Origin of the sequence: Cedecea sp. P7760, from assembly GCF_013386425.1 — a bacterium.
In the GTDB taxonomy this organism is placed as follows: domain Bacteria; phylum Pseudomonadota; class Gammaproteobacteria; order Enterobacterales; family Enterobacteriaceae; genus Cedecea; species Cedecea selenatireducens.
Window position 1 is genome coordinate 1 of record NZ_JACARU010000059.1, and the last position, 21,007, is coordinate 21,007.

The 21,007-nt window shown below is 54.6% G+C and carries 19 protein-coding genes and 1 riboswitch; of the genes, 11 read left to right on the forward strand and 8 right to left on the reverse strand.

Annotated elements, in window-relative coordinates:
• Nucleotides 1-450 precede the first annotated feature (450 nt).
• Both purH and purD read left to right on the forward strand, forming a co-directional pair.
• Entirely contained in the window at nucleotides 451-2,040 is a 1,590-nt protein-coding gene (gene purH / locus HX778_RS19165; RefSeq protein WP_176982776.1) for a bifunctional phosphoribosylaminoimidazolecarboxamide formyltransferase/IMP cyclohydrolase, read from the forward strand.
• Nucleotides 2,041-2,058: 18 nt separating this feature from the next.
• Nucleotides 2,059-3,351, forward strand: a complete 1,293-nt coding sequence (purD, locus tag HX778_RS19170; RefSeq protein ID WP_038476755.1) for a phosphoribosylamine--glycine ligase — start codon at nucleotides 2,059-2,061, stop codon at nucleotides 3,349-3,351.
• A 46-nt stretch (nucleotides 3,352-3,397) separates the two neighbouring features.
• On the opposite strand, the gene HX778_RS19175 is transcribed toward purD, so the two are convergent.
• The 6 genes from HX778_RS19175 to nudC form a co-directional block, all read right to left on the reverse strand.
• Entirely contained in the window at nucleotides 3,398-4,090 is a 693-nt protein-coding gene (locus tag HX778_RS19175; RefSeq protein WP_176982777.1) for a DUF1481 domain-containing protein, read from the reverse strand.
• Between the two features lie 14 nt (nucleotides 4,091-4,104).
• Nucleotides 4,105-4,377, reverse strand: coding sequence for a nucleoid-associated protein HU-alpha (gene hupA, locus HX778_RS19180; protein ID WP_004097675.1), 273 nt, complete (start codon nucleotides 4,375-4,377; stop codon nucleotides 4,105-4,107).
• Between the two features lie 186 nt (nucleotides 4,378-4,563).
• Nucleotides 4,564-5,154 carry a YjaG family protein gene (locus tag HX778_RS19185; protein WP_038476758.1) on the reverse strand — a complete coding sequence of 197 codons (591 nt, stop codon included), beginning with the start codon at nucleotides 5,152-5,154 and terminating at the stop codon, nucleotides 4,564-4,566.
• 43 nt (nucleotides 5,155-5,197) lie between these two features.
• The gene (gene nfi, locus HX778_RS19190) at nucleotides 5,198-5,869 is read right to left on the reverse strand and encodes a deoxyribonuclease V (protein WP_176982778.1); all 672 of its coding nucleotides are present in this window, start codon (nucleotides 5,867-5,869) and stop codon (nucleotides 5,198-5,200) included.
• A 12-nt stretch (nucleotides 5,870-5,881) separates the two neighbouring features.
• On the reverse strand, nucleotides 5,882-6,949 hold the full coding sequence (hemE, locus tag HX778_RS19195) for a uroporphyrinogen decarboxylase (protein WP_176982779.1): 1,068 nt from the start codon (nucleotides 6,947-6,949) through the stop codon (nucleotides 5,882-5,884).
• Nucleotides 6,950-6,984: 35 nt separating this feature from the next.
• Nucleotides 6,985-7,758: an NAD(+) diphosphatase gene (gene nudC / locus HX778_RS19200; RefSeq protein ID WP_176982780.1), complete on the reverse strand. Its 774-nt coding sequence runs from the start codon at nucleotides 7,756-7,758 to the stop codon at nucleotides 6,985-6,987.
• A gap of 98 nt (nucleotides 7,759-7,856) precedes the next feature.
• Here nudC and HX778_RS19205 point away from each other — a divergent pair, with 98 nt between their 5' ends.
• The 9 genes from HX778_RS19205 (at nucleotide 7,857) to HX778_RS19245 (ending at nucleotide 14,938) form a co-directional block, all read left to right on the forward strand.
• On the forward strand, nucleotides 7,857-8,360 hold the full coding sequence (locus tag HX778_RS19205; protein WP_038476766.1) for an Rsd/AlgQ family anti-sigma factor: 504 nt from the start codon (nucleotides 7,857-7,859) through the stop codon (nucleotides 8,358-8,360).
• Between the two features lie 50 nt (nucleotides 8,361-8,410).
• Nucleotides 8,411-8,521: riboswitch (TPP riboswitch) on the forward strand.
• 88 nt (nucleotides 8,522-8,609) lie between these two features.
• Complete coding sequence (gene thiC, locus HX778_RS19210) at nucleotides 8,610-10,511, forward strand: phosphomethylpyrimidine synthase ThiC (RefSeq protein ID WP_176982781.1); 1,902 nt, start codon at nucleotides 8,610-8,612, stop codon at nucleotides 10,509-10,511.
• Nucleotides 10,511-11,146: a thiamine phosphate synthase gene (gene thiE / locus HX778_RS19215; protein ID WP_038476770.1), complete on the forward strand. Its 636-nt coding sequence runs from the start codon at nucleotides 10,511-10,513 to the stop codon at nucleotides 11,144-11,146. The genes thiC and thiE overlap by 1 nt, the downstream gene beginning before the upstream one ends.
• Nucleotides 11,139-11,894 (forward strand): HesA/MoeB/ThiF family protein, encoded by a 756-nt coding sequence (locus HX778_RS19220; RefSeq protein WP_176982782.1) that lies wholly within the window; start codon nucleotides 11,139-11,141, stop codon nucleotides 11,892-11,894. Before thiE ends, HX778_RS19220 begins: the two co-directional genes overlap by 8 nt.
• Complete coding sequence (thiS, locus tag HX778_RS19225; RefSeq protein WP_038476774.1) at nucleotides 11,878-12,078, forward strand: sulfur carrier protein ThiS; 201 nt, start codon at nucleotides 11,878-11,880, stop codon at nucleotides 12,076-12,078. Before HX778_RS19220 ends, thiS begins: the two co-directional genes overlap by 17 nt.
• Before the next feature lies 1 nt (nucleotide 12,079).
• A complete protein-coding gene (gene thiG, locus HX778_RS19230) occupies nucleotides 12,080-12,859 on the forward strand; it encodes a thiazole synthase (protein WP_176982783.1) in 780 nt (259 codons plus the stop codon).
• A complete protein-coding gene (thiH, locus tag HX778_RS19235) occupies nucleotides 12,859-13,992 on the forward strand; it encodes a 2-iminoacetate synthase ThiH (protein WP_038476778.1) in 1,134 nt (377 codons plus the stop codon). The genes thiG and thiH overlap by 1 nt, the downstream gene beginning before the upstream one ends.
• A gap of 319 nt (nucleotides 13,993-14,311) precedes the next feature.
• Nucleotides 14,312-14,617, forward strand: a complete 306-nt coding sequence (locus HX778_RS19240; protein WP_038476780.1) for a PTS sugar transporter subunit IIB — start codon at nucleotides 14,312-14,314, stop codon at nucleotides 14,615-14,617.
• A 3-nt stretch (nucleotides 14,618-14,620) separates the two neighbouring features.
• Nucleotides 14,621-14,938, forward strand: a complete 318-nt coding sequence (locus HX778_RS19245) for a PTS lactose/cellobiose transporter subunit IIA (RefSeq protein ID WP_038476782.1) — start codon at nucleotides 14,621-14,623, stop codon at nucleotides 14,936-14,938.
• Nucleotides 14,939-14,979: 41 nt separating this feature from the next.
• Here HX778_RS19245 and HX778_RS19250 read toward each other — a convergent pair whose 3' ends face one another.
• Both HX778_RS19250 and rpoC read right to left on the reverse strand, forming a co-directional pair.
• Nucleotides 14,980-16,320 (reverse strand): anaerobic C4-dicarboxylate transporter, encoded by a 1,341-nt coding sequence (locus HX778_RS19250; protein WP_176982784.1) that lies wholly within the window; start codon nucleotides 16,318-16,320, stop codon nucleotides 14,980-14,982.
• A gap of 455 nt (nucleotides 16,321-16,775) precedes the next feature.
• Entirely contained in the window at nucleotides 16,776-20,996 is a 4,221-nt protein-coding gene (rpoC, locus tag HX778_RS19255) for a DNA-directed RNA polymerase subunit beta' (protein WP_038476785.1), read from the reverse strand.
• Between the last annotated feature and the right edge of the window lie 11 nt (nucleotides 20,997-21,007).

A 21,007-nucleotide genomic window follows, 5' to 3' on the forward strand; every position in this document is an offset into this window, starting at 1 on the left:
CTAACTCGAGGTGGCGTATAATACGCTTTCCTCTTTCAGAGTCAACCCTTAATTTCAGGATTTTTCACTCTCATCGCCGCCGTTACTCTGTGATGTTGTTCACATGTTCCGTGTCGATGGAGGCGCATTATAGGGAGTTCTCCCGGCGCTGCAACACTAAAATGACAGAAAAATGACTGACTGCTGCATTCCACAGCAAAACCCCGCCTTATACCCTTTTGCACACAGACTTATCCACAATCCGGATTTGAACTTAAAATTCGCGAGCGTGACGCAAACGTTTTCGCTACAATGCACCGCGATAAAATGGACACCCCCGATGGGGGCGTTAGCTGAGTTTTCGTCTCTTCTTTTCCTTAAATTCCCTTTTCTGCGCCGCCAGAACCAAGGTGAAGACTAAAATTCAGCTAACGCTCTTCTATATGCGAACCAAAGCCAAGGGATAAAACCATGCCACAACGTCGTCCTGTACGCCGCGCACTGCTCAGTGTTTCTGACAAAGCCGGTATCGTCGAATTCGCTCAGGCCCTCTCCCAGCGTGGAGTGGAGCTGCTGTCCACCGGCGGAACCGCCCGCCTGCTGGCTGAAGCAAACCTGCCGGTAACCGAAGTCTCCGACTACACAGGTTTCCCGGAGATGATGGACGGACGTGTCAAAACGCTGCATCCGAAAGTTCACGGCGGCATTTTGGGTCGTCGTGGCCAGGACGATGCGATTATGGCGGAGCACGCCATCTCTCCTATTGATATGGTCGTCGTTAACCTTTATCCGTTTGCCCAGACCGTTGCTCGCGAAGGCTGCTCTTTAGAAGATGCGGTCGAGAACATCGATATCGGTGGCCCAACCATGGTTCGCTCCGCCGCCAAGAACCATAAAGACGTGGCGATCGTAGTAAAAAGCAGTGACTACCAGGCGATCGTTGCCGAGCTGGATGCTAATGAAGGATCGCTAACGCTGGAAACCCGCTTCGATCTGGCGATCAAAGCCTTTGAGCATACCGCCGCCTACGACAGCATGATCGCCAACTACTTCGGCAGCCTGGTGCCTGCTTACCACGGCGAGAGCAAAGATCCTGCCGGCCGCTTCCCCCGCACGCTGAACCTGAACTTCATTAAGAAGCAGGATATGCGCTATGGCGAAAACAGCCATCAGCAAGCCGCCTTCTATATAGAAGAAGAAATTAAAGAAGCGTCCGTGGCTACCGCGACCCAGGTGCAGGGTAAAGCGCTCTCCTATAACAACATCGCGGATACCGATGCGGCGCTGGAGTGCGTGAAAGAGTTCGAGGAACCTGCCTGCGTTATCGTTAAGCATGCCAACCCTTGCGGCGTTGCGGTTAGCGGTTCAGTGCTCGAAGCCTACAACCTGGCTTATAAAACCGATCCAACGTCAGCCTTCGGCGGCATCATCGCCTTCAACCGCGAGCTGGACGCTGAAACCGCACAGGCGATTATTTCCCGCCAGTTCGTCGAAGTGATCATCGCCCCTTCCGCCAGCGAAGAAGCGCTGCAGATAACCGCAGCCAAGCAGAACGTTCGTGTCCTGGTTTGTGGCCAATGGCAGAAACGCACTGCCGGCCTCGACTTTAAACGTGTGAACGGCGGCCTGCTGGTTCAGGATCGCGATCTGGGTATGGTGACCGCTGGCGATCTGCGCGTTGTCACTAAACGCCAGCCAACAGAGCAAGAACTGCATGACGCGCTGTTCTGCTGGAAGGTAGCGAAGTTCGTTAAATCGAATGCCATCGTTTATGCCCGTGACAATATGACCATCGGCATAGGCGCCGGCCAGATGAGCCGCGTTTACTCCGCCAAAATTGCCGGCATCAAGGCCAGTGACGAAGGTCTGGAAGTGAAAGGCTCCGCCATGGCCTCTGATGCCTTCTTCCCGTTCCGCGATGGGATTGATGCTGCAGCCGAAGCTGGAGTGAGCTGCGTTATCCAGCCGGGCGGTTCTATTCGTGATGAAGAGGTCATTGCCGCCGCCGACGAGCATGGGATCGCGATGATCTTCACCGATATGCGCCACTTCCGCCATTAATTACCGGAGCGTTTATAGATGAAAGTTTTAGTTATTGGTAACGGCGGGCGCGAACATGCGCTGGCCTGGAAAGCCGCTCAGTCTCCTTTAGTACGCACCGTCTTTGTTGCTCCAGGTAACGCGGGCACCGCGTTGGAACCTGCGCTGCAGAACGTCGCCATCAGTGCCACGGATATTCCGGCCCTGGTGAGTTTTGCGCAGAACGAAAAAATTGACTTAACCATCGTCGGCCCCGAAGCCCCGCTGGTCATTGGCGTAGTGGATGCATTCCGCGCCGCCGGGCTGAAGATCTTCGGGCCAACCGAAGGCGCCGCGCAGCTGGAAGGCTCGAAGGCCTTCACCAAAGACTTCCTGGCTCGTCATAACATTCCGACGGCGGAATACCAGAACTTTACCGAAGTTGAGCCTGCGCTGGCTTACCTGCGTGAGAAAGGTGCTCCAATCGTGATTAAGGCCGACGGCCTGGCCGCGGGTAAAGGCGTTATTGTGGCGATGACCCTGGAAGAAGCGGAAGCCGCCGTGAATGACATGCTGGCCGGGAACGCGTTTGGCGATGCGGGCCACCGCATTGTTATTGAAGAGTTCCTCGACGGCGAAGAAGCCAGCTTTATCGTGATGGTTGACGGCGAGCACGTCCTGCCGATGGCCACCAGCCAGGATCATAAGCGAGTTGGCGATGGCGATACGGGCCCGAACACCGGCGGGATGGGAGCTTACTCCCCGGCTCCGGTTGTTACGGATGAAGTTCATCAGCGCACCATGGAACGCGTAATTTGGCCGACCGTACGCGGTATGGCTGCCGAGGGGAACACCTACACCGGCTTCCTGTACGCCGGGTTGATGATCGATAAGCAGGGTAATCCGAAGGTGATTGAGTTCAACTGCCGCTTTGGTGATCCAGAAACCCAGCCCATCATGCTGCGTCTGCAGTCAGACCTGGTCGAACTGTGCCTCGCGGCCTGCGACGGCAAGCTTGATGAGAAAGACTCTAAGTGGGACGAACGTCCGGCACTGGGCATCGTGCTGGCGGCGGGCGGTTATCCGGCCGATTATCGCAACGGCGACGTTATCCACGGCCTGCCGCTGGAAGAAGTGGCCGACGGCAAGGTCTTCCATGCCGGCACTAAGCTCAGCGAAGATGACCTTGTGCTTACCAACGGCGGGCGAGTTCTCTGCGTGACCGCACTCGGCGAGACGGTTGCTAAGGCTCAGCAGCGCGCGCTGGAGCTGAAAAAAGATATTCACTGGGATGGCAGCTTCAGCCGCTCGGATATCGGCTACCGCGCCATTGCGCGTGAAGACGCGAAGTAATATCGACAGTACGGACTAAACCGCTCTCGTAGCGGTTTTTTTATGCCTAGAAATCGCCAGGCCTGGGCTGCCAGCTGCAGAAGTTCTGGTTCGCCACCAGCAGCAGCTGTGAACCTTCCGGCGCTTCCAGCCAGGCAATACTGACGTCGAGGGAAGAGTTGCTCTGACGACGCGCTATGTGGCTCAGTGAGGCGCTATCAAGCTTAGGCGATAGCGTTTCCCCTTCGCAGGTCGTTACCGTGCCGTTCTGGTGCCAACGCCCCTGACGCAGCACAACGTGACCAATGCGTAGCGCTTCGCTTGTTTCCCGAATACGGTTGGCATTGAACTGGTACAAAGCGACCTGATCGTTGGAGAGTTGCTGCTTCTGGCTGTTGACTTCGCGCTGCATAAAGCTCAGCTCACCGTGGTCGTCAAAGCGGACTTTGACATGCTCCGGCTGCTTACCCTGAATATTGAGCTCGATAAAGGTCAGCTTGTCGCCCTGCCAGCGGTATTCACCGGTGGTAGTTGCCCCGTGCTGCCACGGACTAAAGGCGGTAAGTATGTGGGTGGACTCATCGGCGTTGTCTTTACGCCAGATGCGGACTACGCCCTGGTCGGCAACATAGCCAGTGGCGGTAAAAGGAGGGAGTTTATTGCTGCTGCATGCCGTGAGCACTAACGCACCCGCCAGCGCCAGTAGTGGGCGCCAGACGGACAAAAGGGGCGTAAACGCCCCTCTGTTAAAACTGTTCACCGACACGCGTTAACTTACTTAACCGCGTCTTTCAGTGCTTTACCAGAAACAAATGCCGGCACGTTAGCAGCAGCAATTTTGATTTCATTACCGGTCTGCGGGTTGCGGCCAGTGCGCTCAGCACGGTGGTTCACCTTGAAGGTACCGAAACCAACCAGTTGTACAGCATCACCTTCTTTCAGAGACTCAGTAATTGCAGCCAGAGTGGATTCCAGAGCAGCTTTAGCCTGTGCTTTAGACAGGTCAGCCTTGTCAGCAATTACATCAATCAGTTGAGTCTTGTTCATAAGTTATCCTTACAATGTGTTTATCGCTTGCTAAGCATCGAGTGCGACGGAAATGCATAAAAAGCACTCTCCTGCATACACGCACCGACAGCCACTTTTATTCGCCCCACAAATGTAGACCAGACGGGGGGTTAATTGGAAGCCTCCAGGGAGGACAAATCAGACTGTATGTCACGTTTTACTGTCTTATTGCTGCAAATTTATACCGATATTACTGATGCCGGCCTCACGGAGGTCAGCACGAAGCCCTTTAATGAGCTCAATATCGCGTTCTTCGCAGTCCGCCAGCAGTCGGAAAATCTCCCACTGAATGTCCCATTCCTCTTCTACCGCCGGGTTTGCTCTCAACTCCTCGTCGGTCATTTCACGACCGGCCTGAGTCATTTCCAGCATCGCCACCGAAGTGATTGAACATTTACTGACTTCGATTGCGTGCTCCAGCGTTTCACCTGAGAGACGAGAATGGACAAGCTCACTCAGCGCCACGCAGGCGTCAATCGCCGGATAGACACCGTAAATATCATAGTCGTCAGCCGCAGGAATTGCCTCTTCAAGTTTTTCCAACTGGCTATCAAAGTTCACTTTGGCGTCTTTCACCGTTTGGGTTTCCCAAATCAGGTCGAGGATCTTGCGATAAAGCTGGGCATCACCAAAGCCGGTTTGCTGGCAAAACATGGCGTAGTTCGGGTACATACGCTCGCACAGAGAGGCCATAAAGGTGACGTGCTGCCAGCTTTCGAGCTTCTCCAGGCGTAAATGAATTGGGTTCTGTAACATGACGGTGTCTCAAAGACGGAAAATTAGCGGCAGTTTACCTGAATCACCTGCCAATTGCTTGCAGGCGCTTAAAGGCCGGACGCCCGGAGGCGACGGCATCGGCCCAGCGGGTCGGCTCCGGCAGACGGTAGCCCGCCATACAGCGCTCAACCCACGCTAACGCGCCGTCGAGGCTCACTCGGTGCCCGGTAGAAACAAACAACGGGTTACAGCGTTTTTTACTGCGCCAGACCCACGCCAGCTGTTCGCCTTTATCCATCAACGGCGCACGAGCGCCCGGCTCGTCGCCCAGCGGTGCAAACTTTCCGTACAGCCGCTTTTTCGCTACGCCGATAGTTGGCACGTCCACCAGCAGCCCAAAATGGCTGGCTACGCCTAAACGGCGGGGATGCGAGATGCCGTGCCCGTCCACAAACACCAGATCGGGTTTCTGCGAAAGCATACTCCACGCTTCAAGCAGCGCAGGGTATTCTCGAAAAGATAAAAAACCGGGGATATAGGGCATGGCGGTAGCCATTCTCGCCACCTGATATTCAACCAGATCAAGGGACGGATAGCTCAACAAAACGAAGGCCGCGCGGGTGACGTCTCCGCTTTGTTCAAACCCCACATCGGCCCCGGCGATCAAACGCGGCGGATCCTGGTCAAGGCGATCCTCGCGGATCACCTTTGCGGCCAGATCCAGCTGCTGCTCTCGTAATGCTGCGAGATCCATCCCTCTTTTTCCTTAAGCGCGATGATATTGCGCCGACAGGCGATGCACCGCTTCCACAAAGACGCCTGCATGCTCCGGCGGAACATCCTGATGAATACCGTGGCCCAGGTTAAAGACGTGCCCTTCTCCCTGGCCGAAGCCGGCAAGAATAGTGGCAACTTCTTCTTCGATACGTGCAGGCTGAGCGTAAAGCATGGAAGGATCCATATTACCCTGCAGAGCGACTTTATGACCTACGCGACGGCGAGCGTCGGCGATGTCCGTTGTCCAGTCCAGGCCCAGCGCGTCGCAGCCGGTTTCCGCCATGGCTTCAAGCCACTGACCGCCGCCTTTGGTGAACAGCGTCACCGGCACACGGCGACCGTCGTTTTCACGCAGCAGGCCGTCGACGATTTTGTGCATGTAGTAAAGCGAGAATTCTTTGTAGTCACGGCCGCCAAGCACGCCGCCCCAGGTATCAAAGATCATCACCGACTGCGCGCCCGCACGGATTTGCGCGTTCAGGTAGAGCGTCACGCTCTGTGCCAGCTTATCCAGCAGCAGATGCAGCGCTTTTGGCTCGGCAAACATCATTTTCTTAATCACGGTAAACGCTTTGCTGCTGCCGCCTTCCACCATATAGGTGGCCAGCGTCCACGGGCTGCCGGAGAAGCCAATCAGCGGGACTTCGCCTTTCAGCTCGCGGCGAATGGTACGCACCGCGTTCATCACGTAAGCCAGCTCGCCTTCCGGGTCTGGAATCGGCAGCTTTTGAACATCGGCCAGGCTTTTAATTGGGGAGCTAAAGCGCGGGCCTTCACCGGCTTCAAAGTACAGCCCAAGCCCCATTGCGTCTGGAATGGTCAAAATGTCCGAGAAGAGGATCGCCGCATCAAGCGCATACCGACGCAGCGGTTGCAGGGTGACTTCGCAGGCCAGCTCGGCGTTTTTGCACAGCGACATAAAATCGCCGGCCTGAGCGCGCGTTGCCTTATATTCCGGCAAATAACGCCCGGCCTGGCGCATCATCCATACCGGAGTGATATCTACCGGCAAGCGCTGCAGGGCGCGCAGGTAACGATCGTTCTTCAGTTCAGTCATTTTTACCTTTCCTTTAGCTGTATCGCCGCAGTCTATCATTCATAGTCCGCGCGACACAGGGCAACGGTATCTTCAATTAAGCGGCGCGCCACGGTGCCCGGCGGCGGCAATAGCGGCAGTTGGTCATAGCGATACCAGCCGGCATCCAGCAGCTCTTTGGGATCTATTTTGATTTCGCCGCTATGGTAATCCGCCATAAATGCGGTCATCAGCGACTGGGGGAAAGGCCAGGGCTGGGAGGTCACGTAGCGCAGGTTTTTCACCTGAATGCTGCTCTCTTCCATGACTTCGCGAGCCACAGCCTGCTCCAGCGTTTCACCCACTTCGACAAATCCGGCCAGCACGGTGTAAACGCCGTTGCGGTGGCGCGTATGCTGAGCCAGCAGGATATGATCGTCCTTACGGATAGCAACGATAATGCAGGGGGCGATTTGCGGGTAATAGCGTTCCCGGCAGTGGCCGCAGAGCATCGCCCATTCGCTTTTGCTGAAGTGCATTTCATGGCCGCAGTAGCCGCAATATTTATGCGAGCGGTAAAACTCGGCCAGTTGAACACCCCTTCCGGCGAGCTGAAACAGGCCAACATCACGGTCCAGCAGCTGGCGCAGCGAGCCCATGTCCGTGCGGCGCGGTTCTCGTATCAGCCATACCGGTTCGCCTTCCCATTCCCCGATGTCCAGGGCGTGGCAGCCTGTAAGCTGAAATTCGGCGGCGCTGCCGTGAGGTAAGTCACCCTGCGGCAACCATATTTTCTGCTCATGGCTGACTATCCACCAACCATGATCTAAGTTTTGAATAACACGTTCCATAACCTGGTGCACATCCCCGTGTTCACTGATATAAACAATTAGTTTTTACTTTTTTGGGTTAGTTTGCGTTCAATCTTTTAACTCACGGAGTCTCAATCATGCTGAACCAGTTAGCCAATCTGACTGAGCGCGTTGGTGGTAGTAATGAGTTAGTTGACCAGTGGCTTCAGGCTCGTAAACACCTGTTGGTTGCCTATTACAACATGGTCGGGATCAAGCCTAACAAGGAATCCCACACCGCGCTCGACGAAAAAGCGTTAGATAATTTTTGCCACGGCCTGGTGGATTATCTCTCTTCCGGCCATTTTAGTATTTACGAGCGCATTATCAGCAACCTGGAAGGCGGCAGCCCGCTGCTGAGCGCGGCACAGCTTTATCCTCAACTGGAAGCCAATACCCAACAGATAATGGACCTCTACGACTCGCATCTCGAAAACGCCATCGGCCGCGACAGCTGGGTCGAGTTTCAGCAGGCATTATCGGAGATAGGCGAGTGCCTTGAGGCCCGCTTCACCCTTGAAGATAAGTTAGTCCTGTTGGCTATCGATAACAACCTGGACGGCAGCGCCAGCGATGCGGCCGGGCTGGCAAGTCCAGCTTGAGTTGTTAGCTATTAACGAGTAATTTACAACTTTCCCACCGCGAGGTGGGATCATTCTTGTCGGAGTGCCGAGTGCGTTATGCACCGGCTGAGACCGTTAATTCGGGATCCGCGGAACCTGATCAGGTTAGAACCTGCGAAGGGAACAAGAGTAATTCTTTCTTTGGTGCACCCGTTTGTGGGCGGCCCATATCCATTACTCCTTCCGTTGTCCTGACAAGCCATATCCTGATGAAACCTGGAATGAGCTATGTCTGCATCTGAAAAAAAACCGGGCCGACGCGAACAGCGTGCAGCCGCCCAACACTTTATCAATACGCTTGAAGGCACCGCCTTCCCCAACTCCCGGCGCATCTATCTGACCGGATCACGCGAAGATATCCGCGTCCCAATGCGGGAAATTCAGCTCAGCCCGACGCTCACCGGCGGCAACAATGATACTCCTCAATATCAGCCGAACGATGCTGTCCCCGTCTACGATACGTCTGGCCCTTATGGCGACCCCGCAATCGCTATAAACGTGTTAAGCGGACTTTCCCCTCTTCGCAGCGCCTGGATTGCCGAACGCCGTGACAGCGAAACGCTGGATGAACGCAGCTCAGCTTATACAAAAGCACGTCTGGCCGACGACGGCCTGGACGAGCTGCGCTTTGAAACTCAGCTAGCGCCCCGTAGGGCGGCAGCGGGAAAATGTGTCACACAGCTGCATTACGCCCGGCAAGGCATTGTCACCCCGGAGATGGAGTTCATAGCCATTCGCGAAAATATGGGGCGCGAACGCATCCGCGATGAGGTCCTGCGCCACCAGCATCCGGGCGAAGGCTTCGGCGCAAGGCTGCCGGAAAACATCTCGCCGGAGTTCGTGCGCGATGAAGTCGCCGCTGGCCGAGCGATTATTCCCGCCAATATCAACCACCCTGAATCAGAGCCAATGATTATCGGCCGCAACTTCCTGGTGAAGGTGAACGCCAATATCGGCAATTCGGCGGTCACGTCCTCTATTGAAGAAGAGGTGGAGAAGCTGGTGTGGGCCACCCGCTGGGGTGCCGATACGGTGATGGATCTCTCGACCGGCCGCTATATTCACGAAACGCGGGAATGGATCCTGCGCAACAGCCCGGTGCCCATTGGCACGGTGCCGATTTACCAGGCGCTGGAGAAGGTTAACGGCATCGCCGAAGACCTGAACTGGGAAATATTCCGCGACACGTTGCTGGAACAGGCAGAGCAAGGCGTGGATTACTTCACTATTCACGCGGGCGTGCTGCTGCGCTACGTGCCGATGACGGCGAAACGCCTGACCGGCATCGTGTCGCGCGGTGGGTCGATTATGGCGAAGTGGTGCCTGTCCCATCATCAGGAAAATTTTCTGTACGAGCACTTCCGCGAGATTTGCGAGATCTGCGCCGCCTACGACGTTTCACTTTCGCTGGGCGATGGTTTACGCCCCGGTTCAATACAGGATGCCAACGACGAAGCGCAGTTTGCCGAGCTGCATACGCTGGGCGAGCTGACCAAAATCGCCTGGGAGTATGACATCCAGGTGATGATTGAAGGCCCGGGCCACGTGCCGATGCAGATGATTCGCCGCAACATGACTGAAGAGCTGGAGCATTGCCACGAAGCGCCTTTCTACACCCTCGGCCCGCTAACGACCGATATCGCGCCGGGCTACGATCATTTCACCTCCGGCATTGGCGCCGCCATGATCGGCTGGTTTGGCTGCGCCATGCTCTGCTACGTGACGCCGAAGGAGCATCTTGGCCTGCCGAACAAAGAGGACGTTAAACAGGGGCTGATTACCTACAAGATCGCCGCCCACGCCGCTGACCTGGCCAAAGGTCATCCTGGCGCACAAATCCGCGATAACGCGATGTCCAAAGCACGCTTTGAATTCCGCTGGGAGGACCAGTTCAACCTGGCGCTCGATCCCTTCACCGCTCGCGCTTACCACGATGAAACCCTGCCGCAGGAATCCGGCAAAGTCGCACATTTTTGCTCTATGTGCGGCCCTAAATTTTGCTCAATGAAAATCACGCAGGAAGTGCGGGACTACGCCGCAAAACAGGCGATAGACGCAGGTATGGAAGAGATGTCCCAGGACTTTCGCGCCCGGGGCGGTGAAATTTATCTCAGACAGGAGGAAGCATAATGTCAAAACTCACATTTCCAGCCACGTCACGCAGGCTTGGCCTTTACCCGGTCGTCGACAGCGTGGCATGGATCGAACGTCTGCTAGGCGCGGGCGTCAAAACTATTCAGCTCCGTATTAAAGACAAGCATGACGAAGAAGTCGAAGCCGACGTCATCGCAGCTATTGCGCTGGGTGAGCGCTATAACGCCCGCTTGTTCATCAACGACTACTGGCGACTGGCCATCAAACATGGCGCCTACGGCGTGCACCTCGGCCAGGAAGATATGGACGTGGCTAACCTGACGGCGATAAGCGAAGCCGGGCTTCGCCTTGGGCTTTCTACCCACGACAACATGGAAATGGATCGCGCGTTAAGCGCTAATCCGTCCTACATCGCGCTGGGCCATGTCTTTCCCACCCAAACCAAGCAGATGCCCTCTTCCCCTCAGGGACTGAATAAGCTGGCAGAACACATTCAAACTTTGGGCGACTATTCCACCGTTGCCATCGGCGGGATAAGTATCGATCGAGTACCTGCCGTTTTAGCGACCGGGGTTGGCAGCGTTGCCGTCGTCAGCGCGATTACTCAGGCTCCGGACTGGCGTGCTGCCACGGCGAAATTACTCGAACTGGCAGGAACCGGCGATGAATGACGCGGATTTTATGCGCTACAGCCGCCAGCTGTTGCTGGAGGATGTGGCCATTGAAGGGCAGGAAAAACTGCTGTCCAGCACGGTGCTGGTCGTCGGCCTTGGCGGGTTAGGTTCGCCTGCTGCGCTGTATCTCGCCGCCGCGGGCGTCGGCAAACTTATCATCGCGGACGATGACACGGTGCATTTCAGCAACCTCCAGCGCCAGATTTTGTTCACTTCTGAAGATATCGATCGCCCTAAATCTACCGTCGCCCACCAGCATTTGCAGCGCCTGAATCCGGGCGTAAACATTGTGCCGCTGGTAGAAAGGCTAGCGGGCTCTTCGCTGGTGAAGGCCGTAAACGAAGCCGATGTAGTGCTGGATTGCAGCGACAATATGGCAACCCGGCAGGCGGTCAACGCCGCCTGCGTGGCCGCGAATACACCGCTGATCGCCGCCAGCGCCGTAGGTTTTGGCGGCCAGATGATGGTGCTAACCCCGCCCTGGGAACATGGCTGTTACCGCTGCGTCTGGCCTGATGAGAGTGAACCCGAACGCAACTGCCGCACCTCTGGCGTTATCGGCCCGGTCGTGGGCGTGATGGGTACGCTTCAGGCGCTGGAAGCCATCAAATTGCTTACCGGCATGGTGCCTGCAACCGGCTCTCTTCGTCTCTTTGACGCCCGACAGCACAGCTGGCGCACGCTGGCGATGCAAAAATCGATGACCTGCCCTGTTTGCGGAGGTCGCGATGCGCATTCAGTTTAACGATGAGCCTCTGGAATGTACGGAAGGTATGACGCTCGCCACCCTGCTGGCTCAGCTTGAGCAGGGCAAAGCAGGTGCTGCGCTGGCCGTTAACCAAACCATTATCCCGCGCGAACAGTGGAGCAATTACCTGCTGCGCGAGGGCGACACTATTCTGCTGTTTCAGGCGATTGCCGGGGGCTGACATGTTACAGATTGCCGATAAAACTTTTTCCTCACGCCTGTTCACCGGGACCGGGAAATTCTCTTCCAGCCAGGTGATGATCGACGCGATTCGCACCTCTGGCTCACAGCTGGTCACCATGGCGATGAAGCGCGTGGACCTGCGTGGCCATAACGATGACATTCTTCTGCCGCTTAAACAGGCAGGTGTGCATCTGCTGCCAAATACTTCCGGCGCTAAGACCGCTGAAGAAGCTATTTTTGCCGCCCAGTTGGCACGTGAGGCGCTCGGCACAAACTGGGTGAAGCTGGAAATCCATCCCGACGTTCGCTATTTATTGCCGGATCCCATTGAAACGCTGAAAGCCGCAGAAGCCCTGGTGAAGCAGGGATTCGTGGTGCTGCCTTACTGCGGTGCCGATCCGGTACTGTGCAAACGCCTGGAAGAAGCCGGCTGCGCGGCCGTGATGCCGCTCGGCGCGCCTATCGGTTCAAACCAGGGCCTGCAAACCCGCGCCCTGCTGGAGATAATCATTGAGCAATCTCGAGTGCCGGTGGTGGTAGATGCCGGGATCGGCGCGCCAAGCCATGCAGCCGAAGCGTTGGAAATGGGCGCCTCGGCCGTGCTGGTGAATACCGCAATAGCCGTCGCCCGTGACCCGGTGCAAATGGCTCAGGCTTTCCGCCTGGCCGTCGAAGCCGGACACCTTGCAGCGCAGTCCGGGTTAGGCTCACGCCACCAGCAGGCACAGGCTTCCAGCCCGCTAACCAGCTTCCTGCAGTTTAGCGAGGAGAATGCCTGATGGCAGAAACCTTTACCGACCGCTGGCGGCAGCTGGACTGGGACGATATCACTCTGAGCATTAACGCTAAGACGGCGGCAGACGTCGAACGAGCGATTAACTCACCTCGCCTGACACGAGAAGGTTTGATGGCTTTGCTCTCGCCCGCCGCCGGCCTTTATCTGGAGTCTCTGGCTCAGCGAGCGCAGCAGCTTACGCGCCAGCGTTTCGGCAACACCGTGAGCTTTTACGTGCCGCTTTATCTCTCCAACCTGTGCGCCAACGACTGCACTTACTGCGGCTTTTCCATGAGCAACAAGTTGAAACGCAAAACGCTGGATGAAGCAGAGATTGAGCGTGAATGCGCGGCTATCCGGGCGCTAGGCTTTGAACACCTTTTGCTGGTCACCGGCGAACATCAGACCAAAGTCGGCATGGACTATTTCCGCCAGCATCTGCCGGCCATCCGCCGTCGCTTTAGCTCGCTGCAGATGGAAGTTCAGCCGCTGGACGAGCATGAGTATGCGGAGCTAAAAACGCTCGGACTCGACGGCGTGATGGTTTATCAGGAAACCTATCATCCGGCGACCTACGCGGAGCATCATCTGAAAGGCAACAAACAGGACTTTTTCTGGCGGCTGGAAACACCCGACAGGCTTGGGCGCGCAGGCATAGATAAAATTGGGCTGGGCGCGCTGATTGGCCTGTCGAACAGCTGGCGCACCGACTGCTTCATGGTGGCTGAACACCTGCTTTGGCTACAGCAGCACTACTGGCAAAGTCGCTATTCCATCTCCTTCCCTCGCCTGCGTCCGTGCACCGGCGGCGTGGAACCCGCCTCTATCATGACCGAACAGCAGCTGGTGCAGGTAATCTGCGCGTTTCGTCTGCTTGCGCCGGACGTGGAACTGTCGCTTTCAACTCGAGAATCGCCGTGGTTCCGCGACCACGTGATCCCACTGGCGATTAATAACGTCAGCGCATTTTCAAAAACTCAGCCGGGCGGCTATGCCGATAATCACCCCGAACTGGAACAGTTTGCGCCGCACGATGGCAGAACACCGCAGGAAGTTGCCGCCGTGCTTCGCAACTCGGGTTTACAGCCGGTCTGGAAGGACTGGGATCACTTTTTGGGAAGGAGTGCGCGAACCTGATGTAACACGCCGCAAGGAAAACGATAACTTACGCTATTCACCGTAAAAACGCCGCCAGGGCATTGTTGTTGCCCCGACGATGAAAGAGTGTCCCTCCGGTCAGCAAGATACCTGACCGGAGCGGCAACAGACATCTCTTCATACCCCTCCGCCTTCACAATTCTTGTCTTGATTCTTCGAGAAAAAGCAAAAATGTAACCGGTTTCAGTTTTCTGCGATTTCTTTTGTGATACCTGACACACAATCGGGTTAAAGCGGTTGTTGCCGCCCCTCCTGACGGATAAATATCTCTGTATCCTTCGGACATTGAGAGCGAACTATGAAAAATATCGTGTTGTGTTGTGCTGCCGGTATGTCGACCAGCATCCTGGTTCAACGTATGGTTGATGCCGCACAAAAGAAAGGCATCGAGGTCTCAATCAAGGCTGTGCCTGTTGCAGAGTTTAAAGAGAATATCGAACGCGCCGACATCGTTCTGCTCGGTCCGCAGGTGAAATACGAGCAGGCCAAACTTCAGGCCCTTGCCGATCCTCTGGGTAAAAAAGTCGTCGTTATCGACATGATGGATTACGGCCTGATGAAAGGCGACGTGGTGCTTGATAAAGCCCTGAAAATGATGGAGTAAGATGTGGAAGATTTAGAATCGATTATTATGGAACTGCTGGTCAATGCCGGCAGCGCACGTAGCCAGGCCCTGACTGCTTTGCAGCTGGCACGTAAAGGTGACTTTGAGGCTGCCGAGAAGGCAATGGAAGAATCACACGAATTCGTTAAACACGCACATAAAATCCAGACCCAGCTGATTGGCCTGGATGAAGGCTCCGGCAAGCTGCCGGTCAACCTGATTACCGTACACTCTCAGGATCACCTGATGAACGCGATGGTTATTCAGGATCTGGCGACCGATATGATTGAGCTTTACCGCCGCCTGCCGTTGGTAAAATAGTCGCTTTTAATGACAGGCGCCTCCGGGGCGCCTGTTTTCTGTTATAAAAAACCGTATAACCCGGCAAGTATCCAGCCAAAAACACACGAAATACTCACGCCGATTAATCCAGGCAGAATAAAACTATGGTTTATTACAAAACGACCGATGTGCGTGGTGCCTGACCGATCAAATTGAATAGCCGCGAGGTCACTTGGGTAAGTTGGCAGAATATAGTACCCGTAACACGCCGGAGCAGAGGCAATGATATACGCAGGGTCGACGCCGATCGCCAGAGCAACGGGGACTATCGCCGCCAGCGCCGCAGCCTGAGAATTGACAAACTTAGAAACCAGCAGCAGAACGATAGCATATGCCCATGGGTACTCTTTCACCATCTCCCCTAGTACGCTTTTAATCTCCGACATGTGTGCACCAAACATGGTTTCCGCCATCCATGCAATGCCATAGACCGCGACAATGGCTATCATCCCGGAGCGAAATACCTCATTTTTGGAGATTGAAGCAGGATTCGTTTTGGTGATGATGATGATCAGTGCGCCCGAAAGCAGCATAAACATCTGAATAACCAGCACCATCGAGAGTGGTTTACCCTCAAACATCGGTCGGAGCTCTGAAAAAGCGCCTAACAGAGCAACCACCGCGATAGATGCAAGAAAAATCCACATCGCAATCCAGTTGGCCATTGGCAACTTTTTATGCAGTAAAGTCGCCGTGTCGCCGTAAACATAGTGATGGTTTTCTGGAACAGAGATAAAGGCCTGGAATTTCTCGTCTTTATCTAAATCCTTACCGCGAAACCAGCTGAAAATGCCGATGGCCAGAATACCCAATAGTGTTGACGGAATAGTAATGGCAAGAAGGTCAAGGAATTCCAGATGCCTGCCGTTAAACGTAACGTTGCCAAGCATGGCGACCAGCGACACAACCGCGACGGAGACCGGGCTGGCAATAATCCCCATCTGGGCACCGATAGAGCTTGCCGCCATAGGTCTCTCAGGTCGGATATTATTCTTAATGGCGACATCATAAATAATCGGCAGAATTGTGTAGACCACGTGTCCAGTGCCACAAAGTATCGTCAAGATGCAGGTAACAAAGGGGGCGACGATGGAAACATACTTCGGATTGCGTCGCAGCAACTTTTCGGCAATCTGCAGCATCACATCTAAACCACCGGAAGCTTGCAGCGTTGACGAGGCGGCAACCACGGCAATAATGACAAGCATTACATCAATGGGAGGTTTTCCCGGTTTAAGGTGAAAAACAAACACCAGGATAACCAGACCAATTCCCCCTAGCAGCCCCAGTGCAATACCTCCTTTTTTAGCACCGTAGAACAGGCAAATTAAAATAATAATAAGTTGTAGAGCAAATTCCATGTAACCCCCAGAAGCTATCCGTTAAATAAGATCCATATCCGCATAAGTAACTTTATTGCCACCATGGCCGCCCGTTTTACTGGCAAAACAATCCCCTCGGCGATAATGACCCGAAATGTGATATGCCCACTTATCAATCAATAAGTTAGATTTTTGACTATATCGATTTTGGATTGTTTATTTTTTGATACATGTAGAAATTTCATTCATCAATAACGGCAGGAAAAAGGAAAAAAGGTTGATGGGAACCAAAGGTTAATTAATTGATGAGCAATGGGAAATATAATGTTAATGGCATGAGTTATGATTTGGAATAAATGTCATACGCTGGTGTTAACAACGTTGAAGGCGATTAATTCCAGGTTATTCAGTCCCCGTGGTACAGAGCAAAAGACCTGTTTCAGGCATAAAAAAACCCGCCGAAGCGGGTTTTTTATTTCAGGCGTATCGAGCGATTACTCGTCGTTACCGCCCAGGCCTGCGTTCAACAGCTCTGCCAGGCTGGCAGTAGCGTCTTCAGCAGTCACCTGAGGTGCCGCAGGGACTTCACCTGCTGCACGGCGACGCATACGATCCTGGTGGTACGCATAACCGGTACCGGCCGGGATCAGACGACCCACGATAACGTTCTCTTTCAGGCCGCGCAGTTCGTCGCGTTTGCCCGCAACGGCTGCTTCGGTCAGCACACGAGTTGTCTCCTGGAACGATGCCGCGGAGATGAAGGACTCGGTTGCCAGAGAGGCTTTGGTGATACCCAGCAGATCGCGTGCAAAGGACACGTTAATCTTACCGTTCGCTTCCAGTTCGCGGTTAGCGATCTTGATGCGGGAGTATTCAGCCTGCTCGCCTTCCAGGAAGTCGGAGCTGCCAGCGTTAACGATAGTCGCTTTACGCAGCATCTGACGCACGATAACTTCGATGTGTTTATCGTTAATCTTAACGCCTTGCAGACGGTAAACGTCCTGCACTTCGTTGGTGATGTAACGAGTAACAGCATAGACGCCACGTAAACGCAGGATGTCGTGCGGAGACTCTGGACCATCGGAAACCACGTCACCACGTTCTACGCGTTCACCTTCGAACACGTTCAGCTGGCGCCATTTCGGAATCATCTCTTCGTAAGCATCGCTGCCGTCGATTGGGGAGATAACCAGGCGGCGTTTGCCTTTGGTTTCTTTACCAAACGAGATAATACCGCTGATTTCAGCCAGGATCGCAGGCTCTTTCGGACGACGTGCTTCGAACAAGTCGGCAACACGCGGCAGACCACCGGTAATATCCTTGGTACCGCTGGATTCCTGTGGAATACGCGCCAGGGCGTCACCAGAGTGAATCTGAGTACCATCTTCCAGCTGGACAATCGCTTTACCCGGCAGGAAGTACTGAGCCGGCATATCGGTGCCAGGGATCAGAACGTCATTGCCTTTAGCATCAACGATTTTCAGCGCTGGACGCAGGTCTTTACCACCAGCAGTACGCTCGGCAGAGTCCAGAACGACCAGAGAAGACAGACCGGTCAACTCGTCGGTCTGACGAGTAATGGTCTGGCCGTCGATCATATCGGTAAAGCGGATGAAACCACTAACTTCCGAGACAACCGGCATGGTGTGCGGATCCCAGTTTGCTACGGTTTCACCGCCGGCAACCTGCTCGCCATCACCTTTAGCCATCACAGCACCGTAAGGTACTTTATAGCTCTCTTTGGTACGACCGAATTCGTCGATCAGTTTCAGCTCGGTGTTACGGGAAGTGACTACCAGCTTGCCGGTAGAGTTCACAACCGACTTCGCGTTGCTGAGCTTGATGCTACCTTTGTTCTTAACCTGAATGCTGGATTCAGCAGCAGAACGGGATGCAGCACCACCGATGTGGAACGTACGCATCGTCAGCTGTGTACCAGGTTCACCGATGGACTGTGCCGCGATAACCCCGATAGCTTCACCTTTGTTGATGATGTGACCACGTGCCAGGTCGCGACCGTAGCAGTGAGCACACACGCCAAAGTCAGTTTCGCAACCTACTACGGAACGTACTTTCACGCTGTCAACAGAGTTAGCTTCCAGCAGGTCACACCACTGCTCGTGCAGCAGCGTGTTGCGTGGAACCAGGATATCAGCAGTGCCCGGCTTCAGAATGTCTTCAGCGGTAACACGGCCCAGTACGCGGTCACGCAGCGGCTCTTTAACGTCGCCACCTTCGATAACCGGCGTCATGGTGATGCCTTCCAGGGTGCCACAGTCGTCTTCAGTGACGACCAGATCCTGGGCAACGTCTACCAGACGACGAGTCAGGTAACCGGAGTTCGCCGTTTTCAGTGCGGTATCCGCCAGACCTTTACGAGCACCGTGAGTGGAGATGAAGTACTGGAGTACGTTCAGACCTTCACGGAAGTTCGCGGTGATTGGCGTTTCGATGATGGAGCCATCTGGCTTAGCCATCAGACCACGCATACCGGCCAGCTGACGAATCTGTGCTGCAGAACCACGCGCACCGGAGTCGGCCATCATGTAGATGCTGTTGAAGGAAACCTGCTGCTCTTCGACGCCGTCACGGTTAATCACGGTTTCGGTTTGCAGGTTATCCATCATCGCTTTGGATACACGATCGTTCGCCGCAGCCCAGATATCGATAACTTTGTTATAGCGTTCGCCAGCGGTGACCAGACCAGACTGGAACTGCTCCTGGATCTCAGCAACTTCAGCTTCCGCTTCAGAGATGATCTCGTATTTTTTCTCCGGGATGACCATGTCATCAATACCAACGGATGCACCTGAACGCGCTGCATAAGCAAAGCCGGTGTACATCGTCTGGTCCGCAAAAATAACGGTCGGTTTCAGGCCCAGAATACGGTAACAGGTGTTCAGCATCTTGGAGATTGCCTTTTTACCCAGCGCCTGGTTGACGATGGAGAAAGGCAGGCCTTTCGGTACGATCATCCACAGAATCGAACGACCAATAGTCGTGTCGATCAGGCTGGTTTTCGCAACGAATGCGCCCTGAGCATCTTTTTCGTATTCGGTGATACGCACTTTAACGCGCGCATGCAGAGAGGCCAGGCCAGCGCGGTAAATACGCTCAGCTTCTTTAGGGCCAGTCAGCACCATGCCTTCGCCTTTGGCGTTAACACAGTCACGGGTCATGTAGTACAGACCCAATACAACGTCCTGAGAAGGAACGATGATTGGCTCGCCGTTCGCTGGGGACAGGATGTTGTTGGTAGACATCATCAGCGCACGCGCTTCCAGCTGAGCTTCAAGCGTCAGCGGAACGTGTACTGCCATCTGGTCACCATCGAAGTCGGCGTTATAGGCCGCACAAACCAGCGGGTGCAGCTGGATAGCTTTACCTTCGATCAGAACAGGTTCAAATGCCTGGATACCCAAACGGTGCAGGGTTGGTGCACGGTTCAGCAGTACCGGGTGTTCGCGGATAACTTCGTCCAGGATATCCCAAACGACAGCTTCTTCACGCTCAACCATTTTCTTAGCAGCTTTGATGGTGGTCGCGAGGCCACGCAGTTCCAGCTTGCCGTAGATGAACGGTTTGAACAGCTCCAGTGCCATTTTCTTCGGCAGACCGCACTGATGCAGACGCAGGTATGGACCTACGGTGATAACAGAACGACCGGAGTAGTCAACACGTTTACCCAACAGGTTCTGACGGAAACGACCCTGCTTACCTTTGATCATGTCGGCCAAAGATTTCAGAGGACGTTTGTTAGAGCCGGTGATGGCACGACCGCGACGGCCGTTATCCAGCAGGGCATCTACCGCTTCCTGCAGCATACGTTTTTCGTTACGTACGATGATGTCTGGCGCAGCCAGATCAAGCAGACGCTTCAGACGGTTGTTACGGTTGATAACGCGACGGTACAGATCGTTCAGATCTGAGGTTGCGAAACGACCACCATCCAGCGGTACCAGCGGGCGCAGATCTGGCGGCAGAACCGGCAGAACGGTCAGGATCATCCACTCTGGTTTGTTACCAGACTGAACGAACGCTTCCAGCAGCTTGATACGCTTGGTCAGCTTTTTACGTTTGGTTTCGGAGTTGGTTTCGTTCAGCTCTTCGCGCAGAGTTTCACACTCTTGCTCCAGATCCATGCTCTTCAGCAGGGCCTGAATAGCTTCCGCACCCATCTTCGCGTCGAATTCGTCACCGAACTCTTCCAGCGCATCCAGATACTGCTCTTCAGTCAGGATCTGACGACGCTCGAGGTTGGTCATCCCGCCTTCGATAACAACATAAGATTCGAAGTACAGTACGCGCTCGATATCACGCAGCGGCATATCCAGCAGCAGGCCGATACGAGATGGCAGAGACTTCAGGAACCAAATGTGGGCAGTTGGAGAAGCCAGTTCGATGTGACCCATACGCTCACGACGAACTTTAGTCTGGGTAACTTCTACGCCACACTTCTCACAAATCACACCACGGTGTTTCAGGCGCTTGTACTTACCGCACAGGCACTCGTAGTCTTTCACTGGCCCAAAAATACGGGCGCAGAACAGACCGTCACGCTCAGGTTTGAACGTACGGTAGTTGATGGTTTCCGGCTTTTTAACTTCACCGAAAGACCATGAACGGATCATGTCTGGCGAGGCCAGAGCAATTTTGATCGCATCAAACTCTTCGGTTTTAGTTTGCGCTTTCAGAAACTTTAATAAGTCTTTCACGGATTTGCTCC